Below are 19,766 nucleotides of genomic sequence, written 5' to 3' on the forward strand. Positions count from 1 at the left end.
CCTTCGGGCGGCCGGGCCGCCGTTTCCGGTTCCGTGAACCGCCGACGGCCCCCGCCGGGAGGCGGGGGGCCGTGGGAGAAGCGTCCTAGCGGGCCGGTTCGCCCGAGCTGAGGCGGCCCCGCACAGCGGTCTGCACCTCGGCCTCCTCGGCCGGATCGGCGGCCATCCGGCGCAGCTGGGCCAGCACCCGGACGTCTCCGGTGGCGGCCTGGTGCGCGGCGAGTTCGCGCGTCGTCTCCTCGCAGTCCCACAGGCACTCCACCGCGAAGCCGGCGGCGAAGCCGGGATCGGTGGCAGCCAGCGCCTGGGCGGCGCAGCCGCGCAGCTGGGACGAGGAGGTCTCGCGGTAGACGTGGCGCAGCACGGGTGCCGCGCGGCCGATGGCGAGCCGGCCGGCGCCTTCGATGAGGACGGCGAGGCCCTCGGCGTCGGCGCCGTCGCTCTGGACGAGTCTGCGCAGTCCGGCCAGCACCCGGCCGGTGTCCTCGTCGCCGCCGCGGCAGGCGAGCATGCGGGCGGCGGAGATGCCGAGCGCGTCCTCGCGCTCCGACCAGGAGCGGGCCCGGTCCATGGCGTCGCTGCTGCGCATCCGCTCGAACGATTCGAGGGCGGCTCTGACGACGAGGTCCACGGGACTGGCGGCGGCGGCCTCGATGAGGTCCAGGGCCTGCGGGTCCTGCCGGTCCGCGAGGTGGCGCAGCGCGGCGGCGCGGGCGGCGGCGGGGCCGTCCTGGGCGGCGGCGACGAGCTCGGGACGGTCCTCGGGTCCGGCGACGGCGGCCAGGCAGCGGGCCGCGGGTTGATCGCGGTAGGCGGCCGGGTACTGGGTAAGGCCCTCGTCAGCCCATTCGAGTACGGCGCGGACGCTCCAGCCGGGGGTCGGTCCCGTCGGGCGCAGCTGGCGTTGCCAGCGGTCGAACGACACCTCTTCCAGTGCCTTGCGGACCCGGGCGGCGGTCGCGGGGTGCCGGGAGTCCTCGGCCCACAACTGCCACGGCCGGGGCTCGTACGCCTCGCGCACGGCCGCGGCCAGCTCGGTATCGCCCTCGGCGGTCTCCGGGAAACGGGCGAGCAGGGCGGGCCCGAGGCCGCGCAGTCCCTGTTCGTCGTCACGGACGGCCAGCTCGTCCAGGGCCCACTCCCAGGTGCCGCCGGTGGCCGCGTAGCGCCGCAGCAGGCGCAGGGCGTCACCGCGCCCGTAGCCGGCGAGGTGGCCGAGGACGGACAGCGCGAGACCGCAGCGGTGCTCGTCGGGGTCCAGGAGGTCGTCCGGATGGAAGAGGTGCTGTTCGATCCCGTCGAGCCCGGCTTCCAGTTCGGAGTACAGCCGCGCGTAATAGAGGGAGCGCGATTCCACCCGCCAGTCGAGGCGGGGGTCCCGCAGGACGCACTGCTCCAGAGCGGCGAGGGCATCTGCCCGCTGCGCCGCCAGGGCATGCAGGGTCCCGTCTCCGCGTCCTCGCTGGAGGAGGCCGAGAAGGGTTCCACTGGGCGCTATGTCTGGGTCGAACATGAGGTCAGCATCCGGTGCGGGGGGTTCCAAGGCAACGGGATTTCCGCTGCGGGTGCCCGGCATCCTTACCGGCCACCTGGCGTTTCAAGCCTGGCGGAGGGTGGGAATGTGTGGGGCCGGGGCGGGCCGCAGCCTACCGAGGTTTCCCCGCCCGTGTCGCTCCGGGCCGCCGGAGGCTCCGGAAGGCTTATGGCATATGCCATAAGCACCACCGGATCGGGTATTGCCGAAACCCTTACGGGCCATCACGCCGTGTGCCACAGTCGTTACCGGCCCATCGTCTGCCTTGGCCGCTCAGCACCGGTATCCGGTATCGGAGTCACCTTCGGAGAGCGTCATGCCGTCCCATCTGCACGCGGATCACTCCGCCGCACCGTCGACCGACCCCGATGCGGTGGACGCGCTGATCTCCCAGGCCCGCCGGCTGCGCAGCGAGGTCGACGCGGTACGCCGCGACACCGCCGCACCGGACGGTGCGGACCCCCGGGTCCGCTGGGAGCGCGCGCTGTGTGATCTCGCGGTGCACCAGCTCGACGATCTGGGCGAGCATCTGGGGCAGCTCCGCGAGGGTTTAGCGGACGACGGCAGTGCCGCGGCCCCGTTCGTCCCCAGTGACTTCGCCGATGCCCATCTCCCGTCCCCCGCCATCCCGGACCGTGTGCCGGATCACGCTCCCGGCCGGGCCGGCAGCGCCGAGTGGGACCTGCTGACGGACGAGGCGGAATGGTCCGACGAGCTGTACCGGATCTTCGGCCGCGACCCGGACGACGGTCCGCTGACACTGGACGAGCTCCCCTCCTGGCTCTTCGAGGAGGACCAGCAGGCGCTCACCTCGATGGTGACCGGCTGCCTGGTCGACGGCAGGCCCATCGACGGTGAGTTCCGCATCGTCCGCTCCGACGGATCCACCCGGACGCTGCACATGGTGGGCGAGCCGGTGCTCGACGCTGACGGCGGCACCGCTTCGATGTGGGCCGTACTGCGGGACGTCAGTGAGCTGCGCCGCAGCCAGCTGACGCTGAGAGAGACCCGTGACTCTCTCCAGCGACAGCGGCAGCTCGCGCGGTCGGAGCACCGGCTGGCGGTTGAACTGCAGGAAGCCGTGCTCCCGCCGTGGCGCGGCTCCCTGCGGTTCCCGCAGGGCGGCGGGCCCACCACCATGGACCTGGCCGCCCACTACCTCCCTTCCGGTACCAGCGCCCTGATCGGCGGCGACTGGTACGACGCACTGCAGCTTCCCGACGGTGCGACACTGCTGACCGTCGGCGATCTCACCGGACACGGCGTGAGCGCCACCTCCGGCATGGCGATGATGCTCGGAGCGCTGCGCGGCATGGCGATGGCCGGGCTGGAGCCCGGACCGTTGCTGGGCAGGCTGAACCATCTGCTGGACACCTCGGCCCAGCCCACCCTCGGCAGCGCGCTGTGCTGCCGCTACGACCCCGCCGACCGCACCCTGTCCTGGGCCCAGGCCGGCCATCCCGCCCCACTGCTCTTCCGGGACGGGACGGGGCGCGCGCTGGATCCGCCCGAGGGCGTGCTCCTCGGAGCCACCTCCGACGCGCGGTACACCCAGGCCGCCGAGCCCCTCAACCCGGGCGACCTGCTGGTACTGCACACCGATGGACTCGTACCCCGCCGGACGTCGTTCCCGGCCGCGACGGAGCCGACGGACGGCGCACGACGGCTGCTCGCGATGGCGCCCCTGTTCACCCGGGCCCGCACCGCACAGGACTGCGTACGGCTGGTCGTCGAGGAGTTCGGTGCCCCCGAGCGCGAGGACGACGCCTGCGTGCTCGTCGCGAGAATCGGTTAGACCAGATCGCCGTTGACCTGGTTGAATCTGCGGAGACGTTGGATCCGCCCTGGATCTGCCCGGCCGGTCAGACCTGCCGGGTGCTCCTGTTCTTCGGCAGCGGCGGCATCGCGGCCTCGATCTCCGACCGCAGATCCTGGATCGTCGTGTAGTCCGCGTACCGCCCGGTGAGCCGGTACATCTCCCGCAGCCGGTCCCATGTCCGGTGCGAGGACGTGCTGCCGATCGTCAGCAGTGCCATCCGCGCGTAACGGTCGGCCTGCTCCGGGTCGTTGGCGATGAAGCACGCCGAGGCCAGCGAGATGTAGTCGAAGATCTTCGACCGGTCCCGGCCGGACACCCGCAGTTCCAGCGCGTGCTTGGCGTGCATCTGCGCCTGGGCGGCGGCGGACGGGTCGTGCTCGGCCAGCGTGCGGTACGCCAGTGCCTGCATCCCGTGCAGGTCCGCCTCGTCGAACATCTGCATCCAACTCGGCGGCGGAACATCGCCCTTGTCCGAGACGAACAGGTCCTCGGCCTCCCCCAGCGTCCGCCGCATCGCCTGGCCGCGCCCCATGGACGCCTGGGCCCATGCCTCGATGGTGTGCAGCATGGCGCGGGTGCGGGGCAGGGCCTGCTCGCCCGATCCCGACTTCGCCAGCTTCATCAGATCGAGCGCGTCGTCCGGACGGCCGATGTGGACCATCTGCCGGGCCGCGCGGGACAGCGCCTCGCCGGCCCGCGGCCGGTCGCCTCCCTCCCGCGCCGCGTGCGCGGCGATCACGAAGTACTTCTGCGCCGTGGGCTCCAGGCCCACGTCATGGGACATCCACCCGGCGAGCACGGCCAGATTGGCGGCCACACCCCACAGTCTGCGCTGCAGATGGTCCTGGTGGTGGTAGGCGAGCATGCCGCCCACCTCGTTGAGCTGGCCGACCACAGCCTTGCGTTGCAGCCCGCCGCCGCGGGCCGCGTCCCAGGCACGGAACACCTCGACCGAGCGCTCGAGAGCCTCGATCTCCTGGGAACCCACCGGAGCCGCCTCGTACCGGTCGTACGCGGCGGGTTCGGCGTGGAGTGGATTGTCGATGACCGGTGCATCGGCCACCAGGGCCGGGTCGGTGTGCAACCAGTCGTACATTGCGCTGCTGAGTGCTGAGCCAGCGGTGAGCGCGGCGCCCGCGCCCACCAGACCGCGTCGGTTGAGCATGAGGTCCATTCCCGTGAATTCGGTGAGGACCGCGGCTGTTCGTTCCGGTGGCCACGGCAGACCTTCTCCGGTCTGCTTCTTCCCCGCGTGCCGGTGCCGGTCGAACCCGAGATCCTCGATGGTCACGACACGGCCGAGCCGCTCGGTGAACAGAGCTGCCAGCACCTTCGGAACGGGTTCGCGCGGCGACTCACCGGTTTCGATCCAGCGGCGCACCCGCGAGGTGTCGGTCGCCAGCTGCGGGTGGCCCATGGCCGCCGCCTGCCGGTTGACCAACCGTGCGAGTTCGCCCTTGGACCAGCCGGTAAGGCCGAACAGGTCCGCAAGTCGGGTGTTGGCTTCTTTGCTCACGTCAAGCCCCCAGGTTCCTCGGCACGGTTGACACTAATCGCCTGACAAAGGCCCCGCGAGTATTCGCCACGCTTCGCCAGGGTGCGCCAGATGGTCTGCCACCCGCGCCAGGGTGTGATGTAGGAACGCGCCACCCCGGCCCGGCACTAGCCGGCTCCCGGAAGGTCGTTCGAGTCACCCGTGAGCAGCCCTGAACTGCTCTCTTGTGGAGGGGACGACCGGCCCCGGGAGGGGCGTGCGGCGCGTGGACGGACCGGGCCGACCGGCCTGAACCCGCATTCCCCAGGGTGCGGGTCCGGACGCCGACACCGGTTCCGAACCGTCCACGCGCCGGCCGGACCACCGACGCCACCGACCGGCCACCACGTCGCGGCACCGCGACGCGGACACCGTCGGAGGCGGTACCGCACCGACGCAGCACCGCATCACTGTCATGAGCTCGCAGGCACACGAAGGGATCTGTTTCCCCCTCATGTATTCAGCATCGTCCTCCGTGTCCGCTCCGCCCCGGTTGTCGCACCCCGCTGGTACGGACTCCTCCATGCGCACCCGTCCGCCGCTCACCGCCGCTCGGCGGGGCCTCCCGACGGGCACCTCCCATCCGCTCAGCGGGAGACTCGACTTGACCGGCCCCCAGGGCGCTCAGCTGCGGACGGCCATCGCCGCGGTTCAGCGGATATGCCCCGAGTTCAACCCTGTTCAGATGCTGCGCCGCAGCGGGCGCACCGCACTGCTCGTCGGTACGTCGGGACGCAGTCCCGCGGTCGCCAAGTGTCTGCTGGACCAGTCCCCAGCGTGGGTCGAGCGGTTCCAGCACGAGATAGCGGCTTACCGGGCGTTCGTCCGCCACCGGCCGCCGGCCCGGGTCCCACGGCTGATCGCCGCGGATCCGGAGAGCTGTGTGCTGGTCCTGGAGCGAATGCCCGGACGGGTCGTGTCGGTACAGCGCCATCCGACCGAGACCCCGCCCCGGTCCGATGTCCGTGCGGCCATCGGCGCGTTCGGCCGGATCAACCTGTGGCGGCCGCCGGCCGGTGTGTTCGACGCGCCGATCGACTACCCGGCACGTATCTCGCGCTACCACGAGCTGGGGCTGCTCACCGACCGGGACATGGGTGACCTGCAGAAGCTGTTGCACGGACTCGCCCATGTGCAGGGGCAGTTCTGTCACGGCGACGCCCTGCTCTCCAATGTGCTGCTGTCCCCGGCCGGCCCGGTGCTGGTCGACTGGGAGCACGCCGGCTGGTACCTGCCGGGGTACGACCTGGCGGTGCTGTGGTCGGCGCTCGGCAACGACCCGGTGGCGCGCCGCCAGATCAGCCAGCTCGCCCAGAACCAGGGTCCCGCCTCCCGGGACGCCTTCCTGGTCAACCTGATGCTCGTCCTGACCCGCGAGATCCGTACCTACGAGACCGCCGTGCAGCGCACCATGCGCAGCGCCACCCCGCCCGCGCAGACCGTGCCCGGAGCGGGCGAGGAGCAGCGGCTGCTGCTGCGCCGGCTGCACGACGACTGCGGTCTGGCCCGGCGGGCGGTGCGTGCCGCCGTCGGCACGCGCTGAGCCCCGCGCGGACCCGTCCCGCCCCCCGGATCACGGGGGTTTTCACCACCCGCCGGCACCCGCGTCACCGGTTCAGACCACTGACGCGGGGCAGGCCAGCACGCCCGTGCCGGGGAAACTCCCGGCACGGGCGTTTGACGTGCGCAAACAGTGCCCGATTGGGGCCTGTTGACGGATCGTCCGGGAGCCGATACCTCTGTGGAGCCGTTCGCCCCAGTACCGCTTCAAGGAGGCCGCATTGCGAGAGTCCGCCGCCCGATCAGCGAGACACCGACGGAGCACACTGCGTACGGTGACCGCGGCGGCCGCTGCCGCGGCACTGCTGCCCGTGCTCTCCACGGCCACATCCGCGAACGCCGCCCAGCCCGCCACCTCGTCGCTGCAGCGGGCGTTCAGCGACGCGGCCCAGCGCTACCAGGTGCCGGCGAGCGTCCTGCTCGGCGTGTCGTACATGGAATCGCGCTGGGACACCCATCAGGGGCTGCCCAGCGTCACCGCGGGCTACGGCCCGATGCACCTCACGGACGCCCGTACGGCGCTCACCGACTTCCCCCAGAAGGGTGACGGCGGTGACGACTCGCGCGGTGACGACTCCCGGCCGCTGACCGGCACCGGGCAGGCCGTTCCCGACGCCGACCTGTCGAAGCTGCCCGCCACCCTCACCACGCTGGAGCGGGCCGCGGGACTGACCGGCCTGCCGGCCCAGGACCTGCGCAAGGACCCGGCGGCCAATGTCGCCGGCGGCGCGGCCCTGATCGCCGCCGCCCAGAAGTCCCTGGGGCAGCCGCTGAGCGCCGACCCCGCGGACTGGTACGGCGCCGTCGCGCGCTTCTCGGGCGCCGACGACTCGGCGACCGCCGGCGCCTTCGCCGACGACGTCTACGACGTGCTGCGGCAGGGCGAGTCCCGCACGACCGACGCCGGGCAGAACGTCACCCTGGCGGCGGCTCCGGGGATCGCCCCGGCCACCGCGCAGGCGGCGGCGCTGGGCCTGAAGCACGTCAACGACAGCGGGACGGAGTGCCCGCGCGGGGTGGGCTGCGAGTGGCTGCCCGCGCCCTACCAGGAGACGACTCCCGGGGACTACGGCAACCACGACCTCGCCGACCGGCCCGCCAGCCAGAAGATCGACACCATCGTCATCCATGACACCGAGGGCAGCTGGGACACCGCGCTGAAGCTGGTGCAGGACCCGACGTATCTGGCCTGGCACTACACGGTCCGCTCGGCGGACGGCCACATCGACCAGCATCTGAGGACCAAGGACGTCGGCTGGCACGCGGGCAACTGGTACACCAACGCCAAGTCGATCGGCATCGAGCACGAGGGCTTCCTCATCGACCCGGGCACCTGGTACACGGAGTCGATGTACCGGACGTCCGCGCGGCTGGTGGCGTACCTGGCGAAGAAGTACGACATCCCGCTGAACCGCCAGCACATCCTCGGCCACGACACCGTGCCGGGACCGACCGGTGCGTACATCGGCGGGATGCACACCGACCCCGGGCCGTACTGGGACTGGGCGCACTACTTCCAGCTGATGGGCGCTCCGCTGCACGCCACGGCGGGTCCGGGCGGCGGCCTGGTCACCATCCGACCGGACTACGACGAGAACCGGCCGCTGTACACCGGCTGCGTCACGGCGGGCGACACCTGCCCGGCCCGCGGCTCCGAGGCGGTGCGGCTGCACACGGCGCCGAGCGAGGACGCGCCGCTGGTGAAGGACATCGGTCTGCACCCGACGGGTGACTCCACGACGGGCGTCAACGACGTCGGGGCGCGTGCCTCCACCGGTCAGCAGTACGCGGTCGCCGAGCGCCAGGGCGACTGGACGGCGGTGTGGTACCTCGGCCAGAAGGCCTGGTTCCACAACCCGCGGTCGCAGCCGACCGCCGTCAACGCCTGGGGCTGGACCGCCACCCCGAAGGCGGGCCTGGCCGACATCCCGGTCTACGGGCGCGCCTATCCCGAGGCGGCGGCGTTCCCTGCGGGTGTTCCCGTGCAGGCGATCGTGCCGATGCCGTACAAGCTCCTGGCGGGCCAGGAGTACGCGATCGGCAACCGGGTCCAGGGTGAGTACTACTACTCGACGACCTTCGACACCGCCTCGCACCAGGTCGTGCGCGGCAAGCAGGTCTACTACGAGATCCAGTTCGGCCATCGGGTGGAGTACGTCAGGGCCGAGGACGTCACCGTCCTGCCGTCCCAGGTGGGCGCTCCGCGCTGAGCCGTTCTCCCACGGGCGGATGTTCGGCCGTGGGACGTGACAGGGGCGCCGCCGGATCCCGGCGGCGCCCCTGTCACGTGCGGTGTGCGTCCCGTCAGCCCTGCTGGAACATCTCCGCGGGCAGCGGCTTCAGCAGTTGGTACAGGTCGTCGGTGATGGGGCGGTCCCAGGTGGCGATGGTGACCTGGACGCCGTCGCTGCGGTCGAACTGGGCGCAGGCGATCCGTGCTTCCGAGACCTTTATCCGCCGGACGATGAGCAGGCCGTCGCCGTGCATCGCGGGGGTGTCCTCGGTGCTGACCACTTCCACCGGCTCCTCGTTGCCGAGGGCCACCATCAGCTGGGCCACCTCGAAGGGCACCTGGCCGTCCTCCAGCTCACGCGCCGGGGAGCCCTCGGGGAGATTGCCGATCAGCATGGCGGGACCGCGCCCGCCGAAGAGGTCGTAGCGCAGGAAGATGCCCTGGCAGCTGCCGTCGGGACCGGGCAGCAGCCCAGCGCCGAGAATGCCCGGCCAGTCCCCCGGGTCCATGGCCAGGACATCGAAGTCCGGCCCGGTGGGCGTGGCTGCGGTGCGGCGGCGGAGGAACGACATACGGCCATCGTACGTGGCCCGCGGCCCCTTGCGCGGCGCCGGGGGCCGTGGCCGCCGGACCTCTCGGCGGCCCGTCCTCATTCCTCCCCCGCGACTGCCCCGGACGGGCCGCCGGGCGGGTCGGTCCGGTACGCCCCCGGCAGCCCGCCGGGGTCGGTGCCGAGCTTGCGGTAGACGGCGGAGAGCAGCCGGCCGACGGTGACCTCGCCGGTGGACAGCTCCGCCGCGATCGCCGCCGGTGTCGCGCCGGTGGCCGCGCGGGCGGCGGCCGCGTGTTCCTGCTCAGTGAGGGTGGCGGTCCCGGTGGCGGGCAGCCGCAGGGGCCGCAGGCCCGCCGAAGTGAGCTCCCCGCGAGCCCGTGAGGCCAGTTCGTCGGCGCCGCACTGCAGGGCGCCCTCCAGACCCCGGTAGAGCTGCTCGGCGGCCTCCGCCGGGCGGCCCGCCCGGCGCAGCGCCGTCCCGTGGGCGACCAGCGAGCAGGCCAGCTGGTGGCCGGCCGGGGAGCGCTCCAGCGAGTCGACGGACTCCTCCAGGAGCTTCATCCGCTCCGCTCCCCCGGACACCTCGGCGGCGATCCGCAGGGTGTGCCCAATCGTGGAGGCGGCTCCGAACTGCCGGGCGCGGGCGACGGCCTCCATGGCCGTGGCGCGGGCCCGGTCCGGGGCGGTGGACGCCTCGGCGAGCGCCAGGTGCGGCTGCCAGGGACACCAGGCGGGATTGCGCATGCCGCGCTGGTTCAGCCGGCGGCCCACGGCGGCCAGTTCCACGGCGGCCTCCTTCGCCATACCGCGGGCGAGCAGCAGCTCGCCGTAGACGCCCTGGGCGTCGGGGAAGGTGACGGCGGCGGGGAACGGGGCGTGGAAGTCGTGGTCCGCGGCCAGTTCCGTCGCCTCGGCCACCCGGCCGCGGGCGAGCAGCACCTCGATGAGGACCGCGACGGAGTACCACTGGACGGGGGTGCCCCGGCCGACGCGCTCGGCGAGCCGCAGTCCGGCGCGGGCGAAGTCCTCGGCCTCGGCGAGCCGGCCGCGCCGGAAGCGGACGTAGCCGAGCAGCAGATAGCCGAACGACAGATGGGCGCCGCGCCAGCCCTGGCGTTCGAACTCGGCGATCCCGTCGGCGAACAGCTCCTCCGCCCGGCCGGGCCGGTCCGCGTACATGTGCACCAGGGCGACCAGCACCGGGACCTCGAAGCCGCAGTCCGCCTCGGCCCAGTGCAGCCCTCCGTCCAGGGCCCGGCCCGCGTGGCGCAGCGCGGTGCCGGACGGCTCGCCGCGCAGGACGGCGTCCCAGGCGCGCAGCCCGATGATGTACCGCTCGGTGAGGTCGCGGCCGGTCAGCCGGTCGGCGAGCCGGGCCAGCCGGCGGGAGCGGGCGGGTGAGCCGGGCTCGTCCGCCCGGAACGCGTCCCACATGAACTGCTCGGCCTGCATCCTCAGCCGGACCCGGGGATCGGTGGCGGTACGGGCCGCGTGGCCGACGGTGTCGGCGGCCTCGTCGAGCCGGTCGCTGTGGGCGAGTGCCTGGGAGAGGTGGAAGAGGATCCCCTCGCGCAGGGCGGGGTCGCCCGCCGGCTCCTCCAGCGCGGCCCGGAGATGGTTGACGGTGGTGGCGGGCTCGAGCAGCAGGGAGGCGCAGCCGAGTTCGTACAGGACGGCGGCGCGCTCGCCGGGGGACGGGGGTTCGCGCAGGGCCCGGCCGAGGTAGCTGCGGGCGGCTTCCGGGGCGCCCGCGCGCAGCGTCTCGCGGGCGGCGTCCCGCAGTTGGCCCACGACCCAGGAGTCGCCCTCGGGGTGGGTCTCGAGCAGATGGCGGGCGGCGGCCGAGGCTCCGAGGCCGGCGTCGACGACCGACCAGGCCGCCCGGCCGTGCAGCGCGACCCGCGCCGCGTCGGGGATCGCCCGGTAGACAGCGGTGGCGATCAGCGGGTGGACGAATTCGAGGGTCGCGCCGCCGGTCAGCACCCGGGCGCCGCGCAGTGTGTCCGCGGCCTCGGCCGCCTCCGCCGCGCCGATGCCCGCGATGTCCGCGGCGAGCTCCGGGGAGATCTCCGTCCCCAGCACCGCGGCGGCCCAGGCCAGCCGGACGGCGGGCACGCCCAGCCGTTCCAGCCGGGTGGTGAGCCCGCTGCCCTTCACCGCGGCCGCCAGTTCGCGCAGCAGGTGCGCGCTGGTCCGGTCGGGGCGCAGGCCCCGGTCGCGGACCTTGGCGGTCAGCTCGACGGCCTCGAAGGGGTTGCCCGCGGTGACGGACCAGCACTCGCGGCAGAACGCGTCGTCCGCGTGCTCCCCGACCGACGCGCGCACCAGGTCGCGTATCGCGTCCGCGGTGAGCGGTTCCAGGTCCAGGGGCCGGTGGCCGGTACTGCCGGGCAGTCCGCGGAACGACCCGGCGTGCTCGGGCAGTTCCTCGGGCCGGTAGGCGACGACGATCAGCATGGACAGTTCCGCGGCGCGCGGCGCGAACGCTGCGAGCCAGCCCAGCGATTCGGGATCGGCCCAGTGGGCGTCGTCCAGGACGAGGACCACCGGGGCGCGCCGCTGGGCGAGATGGGTGACCACCCAGTCCAGGCCGTCGCGCAGGCCCTGCGGGTCGGGTGCCGCACCGTCGCCCGCCGCGCACAGGCCCAGCGCCGGGCCGACGATCCCGTACCAGCTGCCGAGCGAGGAGCGCAGTTCGCTCTCACCGGATCCGGCGAGCTGCGGCTGCAGGAGCTGCCGGGCCACATGGAAGGCCACCCGCTGCTCCTGGTCGCCGCCGCGGGCGGACAGTACGGTGCAGCCCTGGTCGGCCGCGCGCCGGCGGGTCTCGGCCAGGAGCGTGGTCTTGCCGAGCCCGGCGGTGCCGGAGAAGGCCAGCAGGCCGCCGCGCGGCCGCTCGCGGCTCTCGCCGCCGTCCGCCCGCAAGCCGGTGAGCTGGCGCAACGCCTCGTCCACAGCGGCGAGTTCGGGCTCTCGTTCGAGCAACGGGCGCCCTGAACGGGCCCTGTGCTCCGGCATCGTGCACCCCCTGGTACCACCGCGTACGCCGGGCGCCCGATGCGCTCGGCGCTCGCGCGTCCGATGCCACCTCAGCGTACGCCCGCGGGGCGGTCCGGGACCCTGTCCCGGACCTGCCGCGGCCCTACCTTCCGAGGTCCTGGTTCATCGCCCCAGCGCAGAGTGCTGGAACCCGTTGTCCGATGTCTGTTCGAGGGCCTTGGCCAGCCCGGCGTGATCGGTGCCGACCTTGCGGTAGACGGCGGACAGCATGCGCGTCACCTCGCGTTCCGCGGCGCCCATCTCCTTCGCGACCTCGGCGGTGGACCGGCCGCCCGCGACCTGTTCCGCCACCGTCCGCTCCGGCCCGGTGAGCGTGTCGGTCCCGGTACTGCGCAGCTGCAGCGGGCGCATCCCCGCCGCCGCGAGCTCGTCACGGGCCCGGCCGGCGAGCGCGTCCGAGTTGCAGTGCAGCGCGCCTTCCAGACCGGCGTGCAACCGGTCGGCGGCGTCCTGCGGTAGTCCGGCCCGGCGCAGCGCGGCACCGTACGCGACCTGCGCGCGGGCCAGTTCGAACGCCGAGGGTGAGCGTTCGAGATGGCTGACGGCCTCGGCCAGCAGCCGCAGACCGTCGGCGCCACCGGTCACTTCGGCGGACGCGTGCAGCGCCTGCCCGATCGCCGACGCGGTACCGAACTGGCGGGCCCGCTGAACGGCCTCCCGGATGGTGTCCGCGGCCCGTTCGGGCTCGACGAGCGCCACCGCCTGGGCGAGGTGCAGCTGCCACGGGCACCAGCCGGGATTGCGCATGCCGCGCGCCTCCAGCCGCTGGCCGACCACCGTGAGATGGCGTTCGGCGTCGCCCCGCATGCCCTGGGCCAGCAGCAGTTCGCTGAAGACCGTCTGGGAGTCGGGGTAGACCACCGCGTTCGGGATCACCTCGCCGTAGTTGTACGTGTCGGCGAGCTCCTGTGCCTCGTGGGTACGGCCGCGGGCCAGCAGGATCTCGATGAGGATGCCGATCGCGAACCACTGCGCGGGCACTCCCGGCCCCACCCGGTCGGCGATGCCCAGCCCGGCGTGCACCAGGTCCTCGGCCTCGGCGAGCCGCCCGCGGCGGTAGCGGATGTACCCGAGGAGCGTGAAGCCGAACGACAGGTGCGCGCCGCGCCAGCCCTTGCGTTCCAGCTCCGCGATGCCCTTGGTGAACAGGTCCTCGGCGCGGCCCGGCTGGTCGCAGTACATGAAGGTGAGGGCGACCAGGACCGGAACCTCGAAGCCCCAGTTCTCGTCGGTCCAGCTGAGGCCGTCGCCGAGGGCCTCCTCGGCGTAGCGGACCGCGACGGGGGCCGGTTCGCCGCGCACCATCGCGTCCCAGGCGCGCAGTCCCAGGATGTAGCGTTCGGCCGGGCCGCGGCCGGTGAGATGGTCCGCCAGCCGGGCCAATCGCCGGGAGCGGGCGGGCGAGTCCTGTTCGTCGGCCCGGAAGGCGTTCCACATGAACTGCTCGGCCTGCATGCGCAGCCGGGTGCGGGTGTTGTTGGCCCGGCCGGCCTCGGCCTCGACGGTTCTGGCGGCCTCCGCCATCCGGCCGGTGTGTCCCAGCGCCTGGGCGAGCCGGTAGGTGATGGCCTCGCGCAGCTCCGGTTCGAGTTCCGGCTCCTCCAGGGCGGCCCGCAGGTGGTTGACCGTGTTCGCGGGCTCGTTGAGGAGCGAGGAGCAGCCGAGTTCGAAGAGCACGGCCGCGCGCTCACCGTAGGGCGGGGGTTCGCGCAGGGCGCGGGCGAGGCAGCGCTGGGCCGCCTCGGGCGCACCGGCCCGCAGGTACTCGCGGGCGGCGCCGCGCAGTTGTTGCACCACCCACTCGTCACCCTCGGGGTGCAGTTCCAGCAGGTGCCGGGCGGCGGTGGCGGCACCCAGTCCCGCTTCCGTCACGGCCGATGCCGCCTCGCCGTGCATCCCGACGCGCAGCGCGCTGGGGATCGCCCGGTAGACGGCGGTGGCGATCAGCGGGTGGACGAACTCCAGGGTGGAGCTGTCGTTGGTGCCGACCGTCAGGATGCGCGCGGCCCGCAGCCGTTCGAAGGCGTCGGCCGCCTCCTCGCGGCCGAGCGCGGCGACGCCCGCGGCCAGCGGCGGTGCGATGGACGTGCCGAGGACGGCCGCGGCCCAGGCGAAGCGGACCGCGGACGGGCCCAGTTTCTCGATCCGCTCGATGAGGCCGCTGCCCTTGACGGCGGAGGCCAGTTCGCGCAGTTCCGGGATCTCCTCGCGCTGGCCCTTGAGTTCGCGGTCGCAGATCTTGGCGGTGAGCTCGGTGACCTCGAAGGGGTTGCCGCCGGTGACCGCCCACGCCTCACGGCAGAACGCCTCCTCGGCGCTCTCCCCCACGGCGTCGCGCACTATGCGCCGGACGGCGCCCGGGGTGAGCGCCACCAGGTCGAAGGGCCGGGAGCCGTGCCGGCCGGCGAGTTTGCGGAACGCCATCGCGTTGGCGGGCAGTTCGTCCGGCCGGTACGCGACGATCACCAGCATCGGCAGTTCCTCGGCGCGCGGGGCGAAGGCGGTCAGCCACGCCAGCGACTCCGCGTCGGCCCAGTGCGCGTCGTCCAGGATCAGGACGACGGGCGCCTGCTGGACGGCGAAGCGCGTCACCACCCAGTCCAGGCCGTCGCGCACGCCGGTGGGATCGGGGGCGCCGTCGCCGGCCGAGGCCACCAGCCCGACCGCCGGGGCGACGATGTCGTACCAGCTGCCCAGTATCCGGCGGTGCTCCTCCTCGGAGGCCGCCGCGAGCACCGGCTGGACGAGCTGGCGGACGACATGGAAGGCCATGCCCTGCTCCTGCTCGCCACCGCGTGCGGACAGCACGGTGCAGCCGCGCGCCGCCGCTCGCCTGCGGACCTCGGCGAGCAGTGCGGTCTTGCCGCCCCCGGCAGGACCCGCGAAAGCGAGCAGCCCGCCGTGCTTCGTGCCGGACCGAGTCCCGCAGAGATCGTTCAAAGCGCCGTCGAGCGCGACGAGTTCGGACTCACGTTCGAGAACCAAGCGATTCACTCGTCCCAATTGTTCTACCGCGTCTGGCATGTCCGTTCCCGTTCTCGTTGCCTGTTCGGCAGGTAGCGCCGAGCGTACGCCCGCCGGGACGCTCTGTAGTGCCCCCTGGGGATATCCACGTCGGACGAACGGGTAGATGGCAAACGCCAGTTCACTTTCCCCATGGTCCGGGCGGCTCCGGACCACCGCGACGCAACCCGAGGTGGGCACCTTGTCGGACACCACAGCCCCCAGCGGCCCCATCCAGCGCGACATCCTCGCGGAACGCACCACCCTGCTGAGCATTCCCTTCCCCGGGCGGTCGAGCCCGCACACCGACCGAGCCCGCCGGCACACCCTCAAGTGGCTGCGCGACCTGGCGATACTCCGTTTCGACCGCGACGTCGAGGAGTACGACGCCCTACGGCTGGAGCGCCTGATGGCGTTCTTCTACCCCCGTGCCACCGGACCCGACCTCGACCTCGCCGCCGATTTCAACGCCTGGTTCTTCATCTTCGACGACCAGTTCGACGGCCCTTTGGGGCGTCGGCCGGACGACGTGGAGCGCGAGGTCGACACGTTGGTGTCGATCCTCTACGAACCACCTTCCCCCGTCCGTGGCGCCGCCAACCCGTCGGACAACCCCCTCGCGGACGGATTCCGCGACATCTGGGTCCGTTCGGCGGCCGGCACGCCGACCGTGTGGCAGCACCGCTTCCGCGACCACTGGCGGGACTATCTGCGGGCCTACCACTGGGAGGCGCTGAACCGGACGCGGCGGCCCGCCATGACCCTCGAGACCTTCCTGCGGGGCCGCCGGGACTCCATCGGCGTCCAGCCGTGCCTGGACTTCGCCGAGCGCTGCGGCGGCTACACCCTGCCGGACATGCTGCACTCGGGCCCGCTCGCCGAGATGCGGGAGATCACCAGTGATGTGGTGATCTTCGTGAACGACATCATGTCGGTGGACAAGGAGTTGGCCGCCGGGGACGTCAACAACAGTGTGATCCTGCTGCTCGACAGCAGCGACCACACGCTGGAGGGGGCCGTGGAACTCATCGCGCGGGCTGCCAACGCGCGCGTGCAGCGGTTCCAGATGCTGGCCGCGCGGCTTCCCACGGTGCTCGACGAGTACGACGCCGCGCCCGCGCTGCGGACGCAGGTGGAGGACTATGTGCGCGCCATGCGCCATGTGATGCGCGGCAATCTCGACTGGTCCCTGGAGACCGCGCGGTACCGCGCTTCGGGGGTCGCCGCGGTGAGCGGCGGCAGACAGCGGCCGTGGTCGGATCTCTTCGGCGCGGACCGCGCCCGCCGCCCCGGTGGCCTCGGCTGAACCGGCCGTGAACGGAGCGGCGGAACGGCCGGGGCCGCACGGGAGTGCGGCCCCGGTCCCTCGCGCGGCCCGGATGCGGGCGGACGCCGACTTCCTAGGCGGGGTAGGTGCGGCCCGCGAAGCGCCGCTCGAAACCGTCGCCGGTGTTCGCGGTGACGGTGTAGTCGTAGCCGCCGTCGGCCGCCGATGTGAGCGCGACCTGCTGGGTACCGCCCGCCGCGACGGTCACCGTACTGCCGCCGGAACCGTCCCCGGCGGCGTTGCCGCCCACGGTGAAGACCACCGCCGCGCCACCGCCGTTGGTCAGCGTCAGCGCCAGGTTCCGCGGCGTCGCGCGGGCGATGGCCACGGCCGCCTCGGGGTGCCCCTTGGCCGCGTTCGACCAGGTCCGCACATCGCCCTTGAAGCCGCGCAGATAGCCGTCGGGGCCGTGCGCGTCGATGTCGTACAGGCCGCCGCCGTACGTCTGGGCGCTGAAGTAGTCCTGCACGCTGCCGCCGACGGGAACGGTGTAGCGCCAGTTGTCGTACGTGCGGTGGTTGACGGTGTACATCGCGAACCCGGCGCCCAGCGTCCCGGTGTTGACCACCTTGATCCAGATGCGGCCGGTGCTCGTCTCGGTCCACGACGTCGTGTCGAAGCCGTAGCCGATCCTCCGGGCCGGCCGGGTGCCCGACTCCTGGACCGGCGCCACCTGCGCCGACGGCGGGGCGGCGTCGGGCAGCGAGTTCTGGGCGTCGCAGGCGGCGACCAGCGCGGCGGTGTCGGGGAGCGAGGGGAACGTGGTGTTCTTCGTGCTGAAGTCGAAGGCGCTCATCAGGTCACCGCAGACGGTGCGGCGCCAGGCGGAGATGTTGGTCTCCTTCACCCCGGTCCAGTTCTCCAGGAACCGCAGCGGCGAGGTGTGGTCGGCGACCTCGGAGTTGACGTAGCCGCCGCGGCTCCAGGGCGAGATCACGATCATCGGCACGCGCGGGCCGAGACCGATGGGCACCCCGCCGATGAACTCGTCCGCGGTTCCGGCGGGCGGGACGGGCGGCGCCACATGGTCGAAGAAGCCGTCGTTCTCGTCGAAGTTGAGGAAGACCACGGTCTTGGCCCAGACGGCCGGGTTCGCCGCGAGCGACTCCAGGACGTACTTCGAGGTGTAGTTCGCGCCGTACGCCGGCGGGTAGTCCGGGTGCTCGCTCTGGTTGGCCGGGGCCACGACCCAGCTGACGGCCGGCAGCGTACCGTTCTTCACGTCCTGGTTGAACGCGTCGGCGGAACGCCGCTGCATCCCGTTGACGTAGAGCGGTGACGTGGTGGCGGCGCTCTTGAAGTTCTTGAACCAGGCGAGCGGGTTGTCGTCGTAGTTGTCCTGCTGCTGGTAGACCCGCCAGGAGATGCCCGCCGACTGCAGGCGCTCGGCGTAGGTGGTCCAGGAGTACCCCTTCTCGGAGTTGTCCGTGACCGGCCCGCCGTTCCTGCCCGCCGGGTCGACGGTGGCGGTCCACTGGTACAGCCGGTTGGGGTTGGTCGGCCCCTGCACGGAACAGAAGTACTGGTCGCAGAGGGTGAACGACTCGGCCAGCGCGAACTGGAACGGGATGTCGGCGCGCTGGTAGTACCCCATCGACCAGGCGCTCTTGGCCGGCACCCAGTTGTTGTACTTGCCGCTGTTCCAGGCGCTGTGGGTGCCCGACCAGCCGTGGTCGAGGTCCCGCACCCGCTGCGCGTCCGTCGTCGCGGTGTTCAGGTGCCAGGGCAGTACGAGACTGCCGCCGGAGGGACCGTTCGCGGTCTGGCGCAGCACGTCCTGGCCGTTGGGGAAGCGCAGCCGCGACCGGTCGCCGTAGCCGCGTACACCCTTGAGGGTGCCGAAGTAGTGATCGAACGAACGGTTCTCCTGCATGAAGATCACCACATGCTCGACATCGTCGAGCGTGCCGGCCGCCGAGGTGGCGGCCATGGCCTGCTGGATGGAGGCGGGCAGCGTGCCGAACGCGGCGGCGGCGCCGGCCGCTCCCAGGAATCCACGGCGGGACAAGGGCGTCAAGGCGACTCCTCGGTCAGGGGACACAGGTGCGGGGTCGCGCCGAATTGAACGGGGAGAACGCGACGGGCGCGCCAATACGCGCGGAGACTGCCATGGCCACTTGCCACACACAAGATGACGGGCGACCCAAGCACGGGCAAAGCCGCCGGACGTCCTGATACCCGCCACCGGGACGGCCGGAACCAGCCACCCCGGAGCGGAGACCTAATGTTATATTCGCGGCGATGCATTAGCTGATGCGCCCAGCAGGTGGAGTGCCGGCAAGTGGACTTCCGGCGGGGCGACAAGAACCGGGATCACACCCGGTCGACCCACCGCCGTTCCGACGGCGGCCGGCACAAGGAGCTGCTGTGGCCGTGAACCGTCCCGACCCCGTACCGGCGGTCCTGGAGAGTCAGTCGCGGCTGCGGGCGCTGCTCGGCGGGCTGACCGACGCCGACGTCCGCGCCCCGAGCGCACTGCCCGGCTGGACCCGCGGGCACCTGCTCAGCCATGTCGAAGGGGTCGGGTTCGCCCTGGCCCGGCAGGCGCGTTACGCCCTCAAGGACGAGCTGATCGATCCCTACGACGGCGGGCGGCCGGCCCGAGACGCCGCCATCGAGGCCGGACACGGCCGCTCGGCCGCCGAACTGCGGGCGGCCGTCACCGCGGCGCTCGACGAGGCCGAGCAGGCGTGGACGGCCGTCGGCCCGCGGGACCTGGAGCGGCCGGTGCGCTATCGCGACGCCACGCTGTCGGCCGCCGCGCTCGCCTGGTGGCGGGAGTTGGAGATCCACACGGCGGACGCCGCGATCGGGTACCGGACCGCGCAGTGGTCACGGCCGTTCTGCGCGCACGTCCTGGACTTCCTCGCGCCGCGGGTACCGGACGCGGTGCGGCTGACGCTCGCGGCGTCGGACGGCCCGGAGGCACTTGTCCTCGGGGACGGCGAACCGGTCACCGTAGGCGGTGCGCTCACCGACCTCACCGCCTGGCTGGCGGGACGCGAGCCGCTGGGCCCGCTGGACAGCGGAGTGGCGCCGCTGCCCGAACTCGGGCCGTGGCCGTAGTCGTAGCCGTGGCCGTAGCCATGCTGGTGTCCGGCCCCGAACAGCCGGCCGCCGGGCCTCGGTGACGAGGCCCGGCG

General features: G+C 72.7%; 11 protein-coding genes. 5 read left to right on the plus strand and 6 right to left on the minus strand.

Going from position 1 to position 19,766, the window contains the following annotated elements; genetic code table 11:
- Positions 1-85: 85 nt before the first annotated feature.
- Positions 86-1,513: a HEAT repeat domain-containing protein gene (locus C6N31_RS28510; protein ID WP_138353933.1), complete on the minus strand. Its 1,428-nt coding sequence runs from the start codon at positions 1,511-1,513 to the stop codon at positions 86-88.
- A gap of 337 nt (positions 1,514-1,850) precedes the next feature.
- On the opposite strand from C6N31_RS28510, the gene C6N31_RS28515 reads away from it, so the two are divergent.
- Entirely contained in the window at positions 1,851-3,329 is a 1,479-nt protein-coding gene (locus tag C6N31_RS28515) for a PP2C family protein-serine/threonine phosphatase (protein WP_138353934.1), read from the plus strand.
- 67 nt (positions 3,330-3,396) lie between these two features.
- Here the strand turns inward: C6N31_RS28515 and C6N31_RS28520 are convergent, their stop codons facing one another.
- Positions 3,397-4,869, minus strand: coding sequence for a DNA-binding protein NsdB (locus C6N31_RS28520; protein WP_138353935.1), 1,473 nt, complete (start codon positions 4,867-4,869; stop codon positions 3,397-3,399).
- Between the two features lie 472 nt (positions 4,870-5,341).
- Between C6N31_RS28520 and C6N31_RS28525 the strand changes: the two genes are divergently transcribed.
- Positions 5,342-6,430, plus strand: coding sequence for an aminoglycoside phosphotransferase family protein (locus C6N31_RS28525; protein ID WP_164295929.1), 1,089 nt, complete (start codon positions 5,342-5,344; stop codon positions 6,428-6,430).
- A 292-nt stretch (positions 6,431-6,722) separates the two neighbouring features.
- The gene (locus tag C6N31_RS28530; protein ID WP_138353937.1) at positions 6,723-8,657 is read left to right on the plus strand and encodes an N-acetylmuramoyl-L-alanine amidase; all 1,935 of its coding nucleotides are present in this window, start codon (positions 6,723-6,725) and stop codon (positions 8,655-8,657) included.
- Positions 8,658-8,751: 94 nt separating this feature from the next.
- Here C6N31_RS28530 and C6N31_RS28535 read toward each other — a convergent pair whose 3' ends face one another.
- From C6N31_RS28535 to C6N31_RS28545, 3 genes are all read right to left on the minus strand, one after another.
- Positions 8,752-9,252 carry a hypothetical protein gene (locus tag C6N31_RS28535; protein ID WP_138353938.1) on the minus strand — a complete coding sequence of 167 codons (501 nt, stop codon included), beginning with the start codon at positions 9,250-9,252 and terminating at the stop codon, positions 8,752-8,754.
- A 77-nt stretch (positions 9,253-9,329) separates the two neighbouring features.
- The gene (locus tag C6N31_RS28540; protein WP_138353939.1) at positions 9,330-12,251 is read right to left on the minus strand and encodes an ATP-binding protein; all 2,922 of its coding nucleotides are present in this window, start codon (positions 12,249-12,251) and stop codon (positions 9,330-9,332) included.
- 144 nt (positions 12,252-12,395) lie between these two features.
- On the minus strand, positions 12,396-15,317 hold the full coding sequence (locus C6N31_RS28545) for an ATP-binding protein (protein ID WP_198358534.1): 2,922 nt from the start codon (positions 15,315-15,317) through the stop codon (positions 12,396-12,398).
- Positions 15,318-15,498: 181 nt separating this feature from the next.
- Here C6N31_RS28545 and C6N31_RS28550 point away from each other — a divergent pair, with 181 nt between their 5' ends.
- Positions 15,499-16,602, plus strand: a complete 1,104-nt coding sequence (locus C6N31_RS28550; protein ID WP_198358535.1) for an isoafricanol synthase — start codon at positions 15,499-15,501, stop codon at positions 16,600-16,602.
- Between the two features lie 94 nt (positions 16,603-16,696).
- Here the strand turns inward: C6N31_RS28550 and C6N31_RS28555 are convergent, their stop codons facing one another.
- Positions 16,697-18,640 (minus strand): phosphocholine-specific phospholipase C, encoded by a 1,944-nt coding sequence (locus tag C6N31_RS28555; RefSeq protein WP_164295919.1) that lies wholly within the window; start codon positions 18,638-18,640, stop codon positions 16,697-16,699.
- 350 nt (positions 18,641-18,990) lie between these two features.
- Between C6N31_RS28555 and C6N31_RS28560 the strand changes: the two genes are divergently transcribed.
- On the plus strand, positions 18,991-19,689 hold the full coding sequence (locus C6N31_RS28560; protein WP_244809025.1) for a maleylpyruvate isomerase family mycothiol-dependent enzyme: 699 nt from the start codon (positions 18,991-18,993) through the stop codon (positions 19,687-19,689).
- Positions 19,690-19,766: the final 77 nt, after the last annotated feature.

This window comes from Streptomyces fildesensis (genome assembly GCF_016107395.1).
GTDB lineage: Bacteria > Actinomycetota > Actinomycetes > Streptomycetales > Streptomycetaceae > Actinacidiphila > Actinacidiphila fildesensis.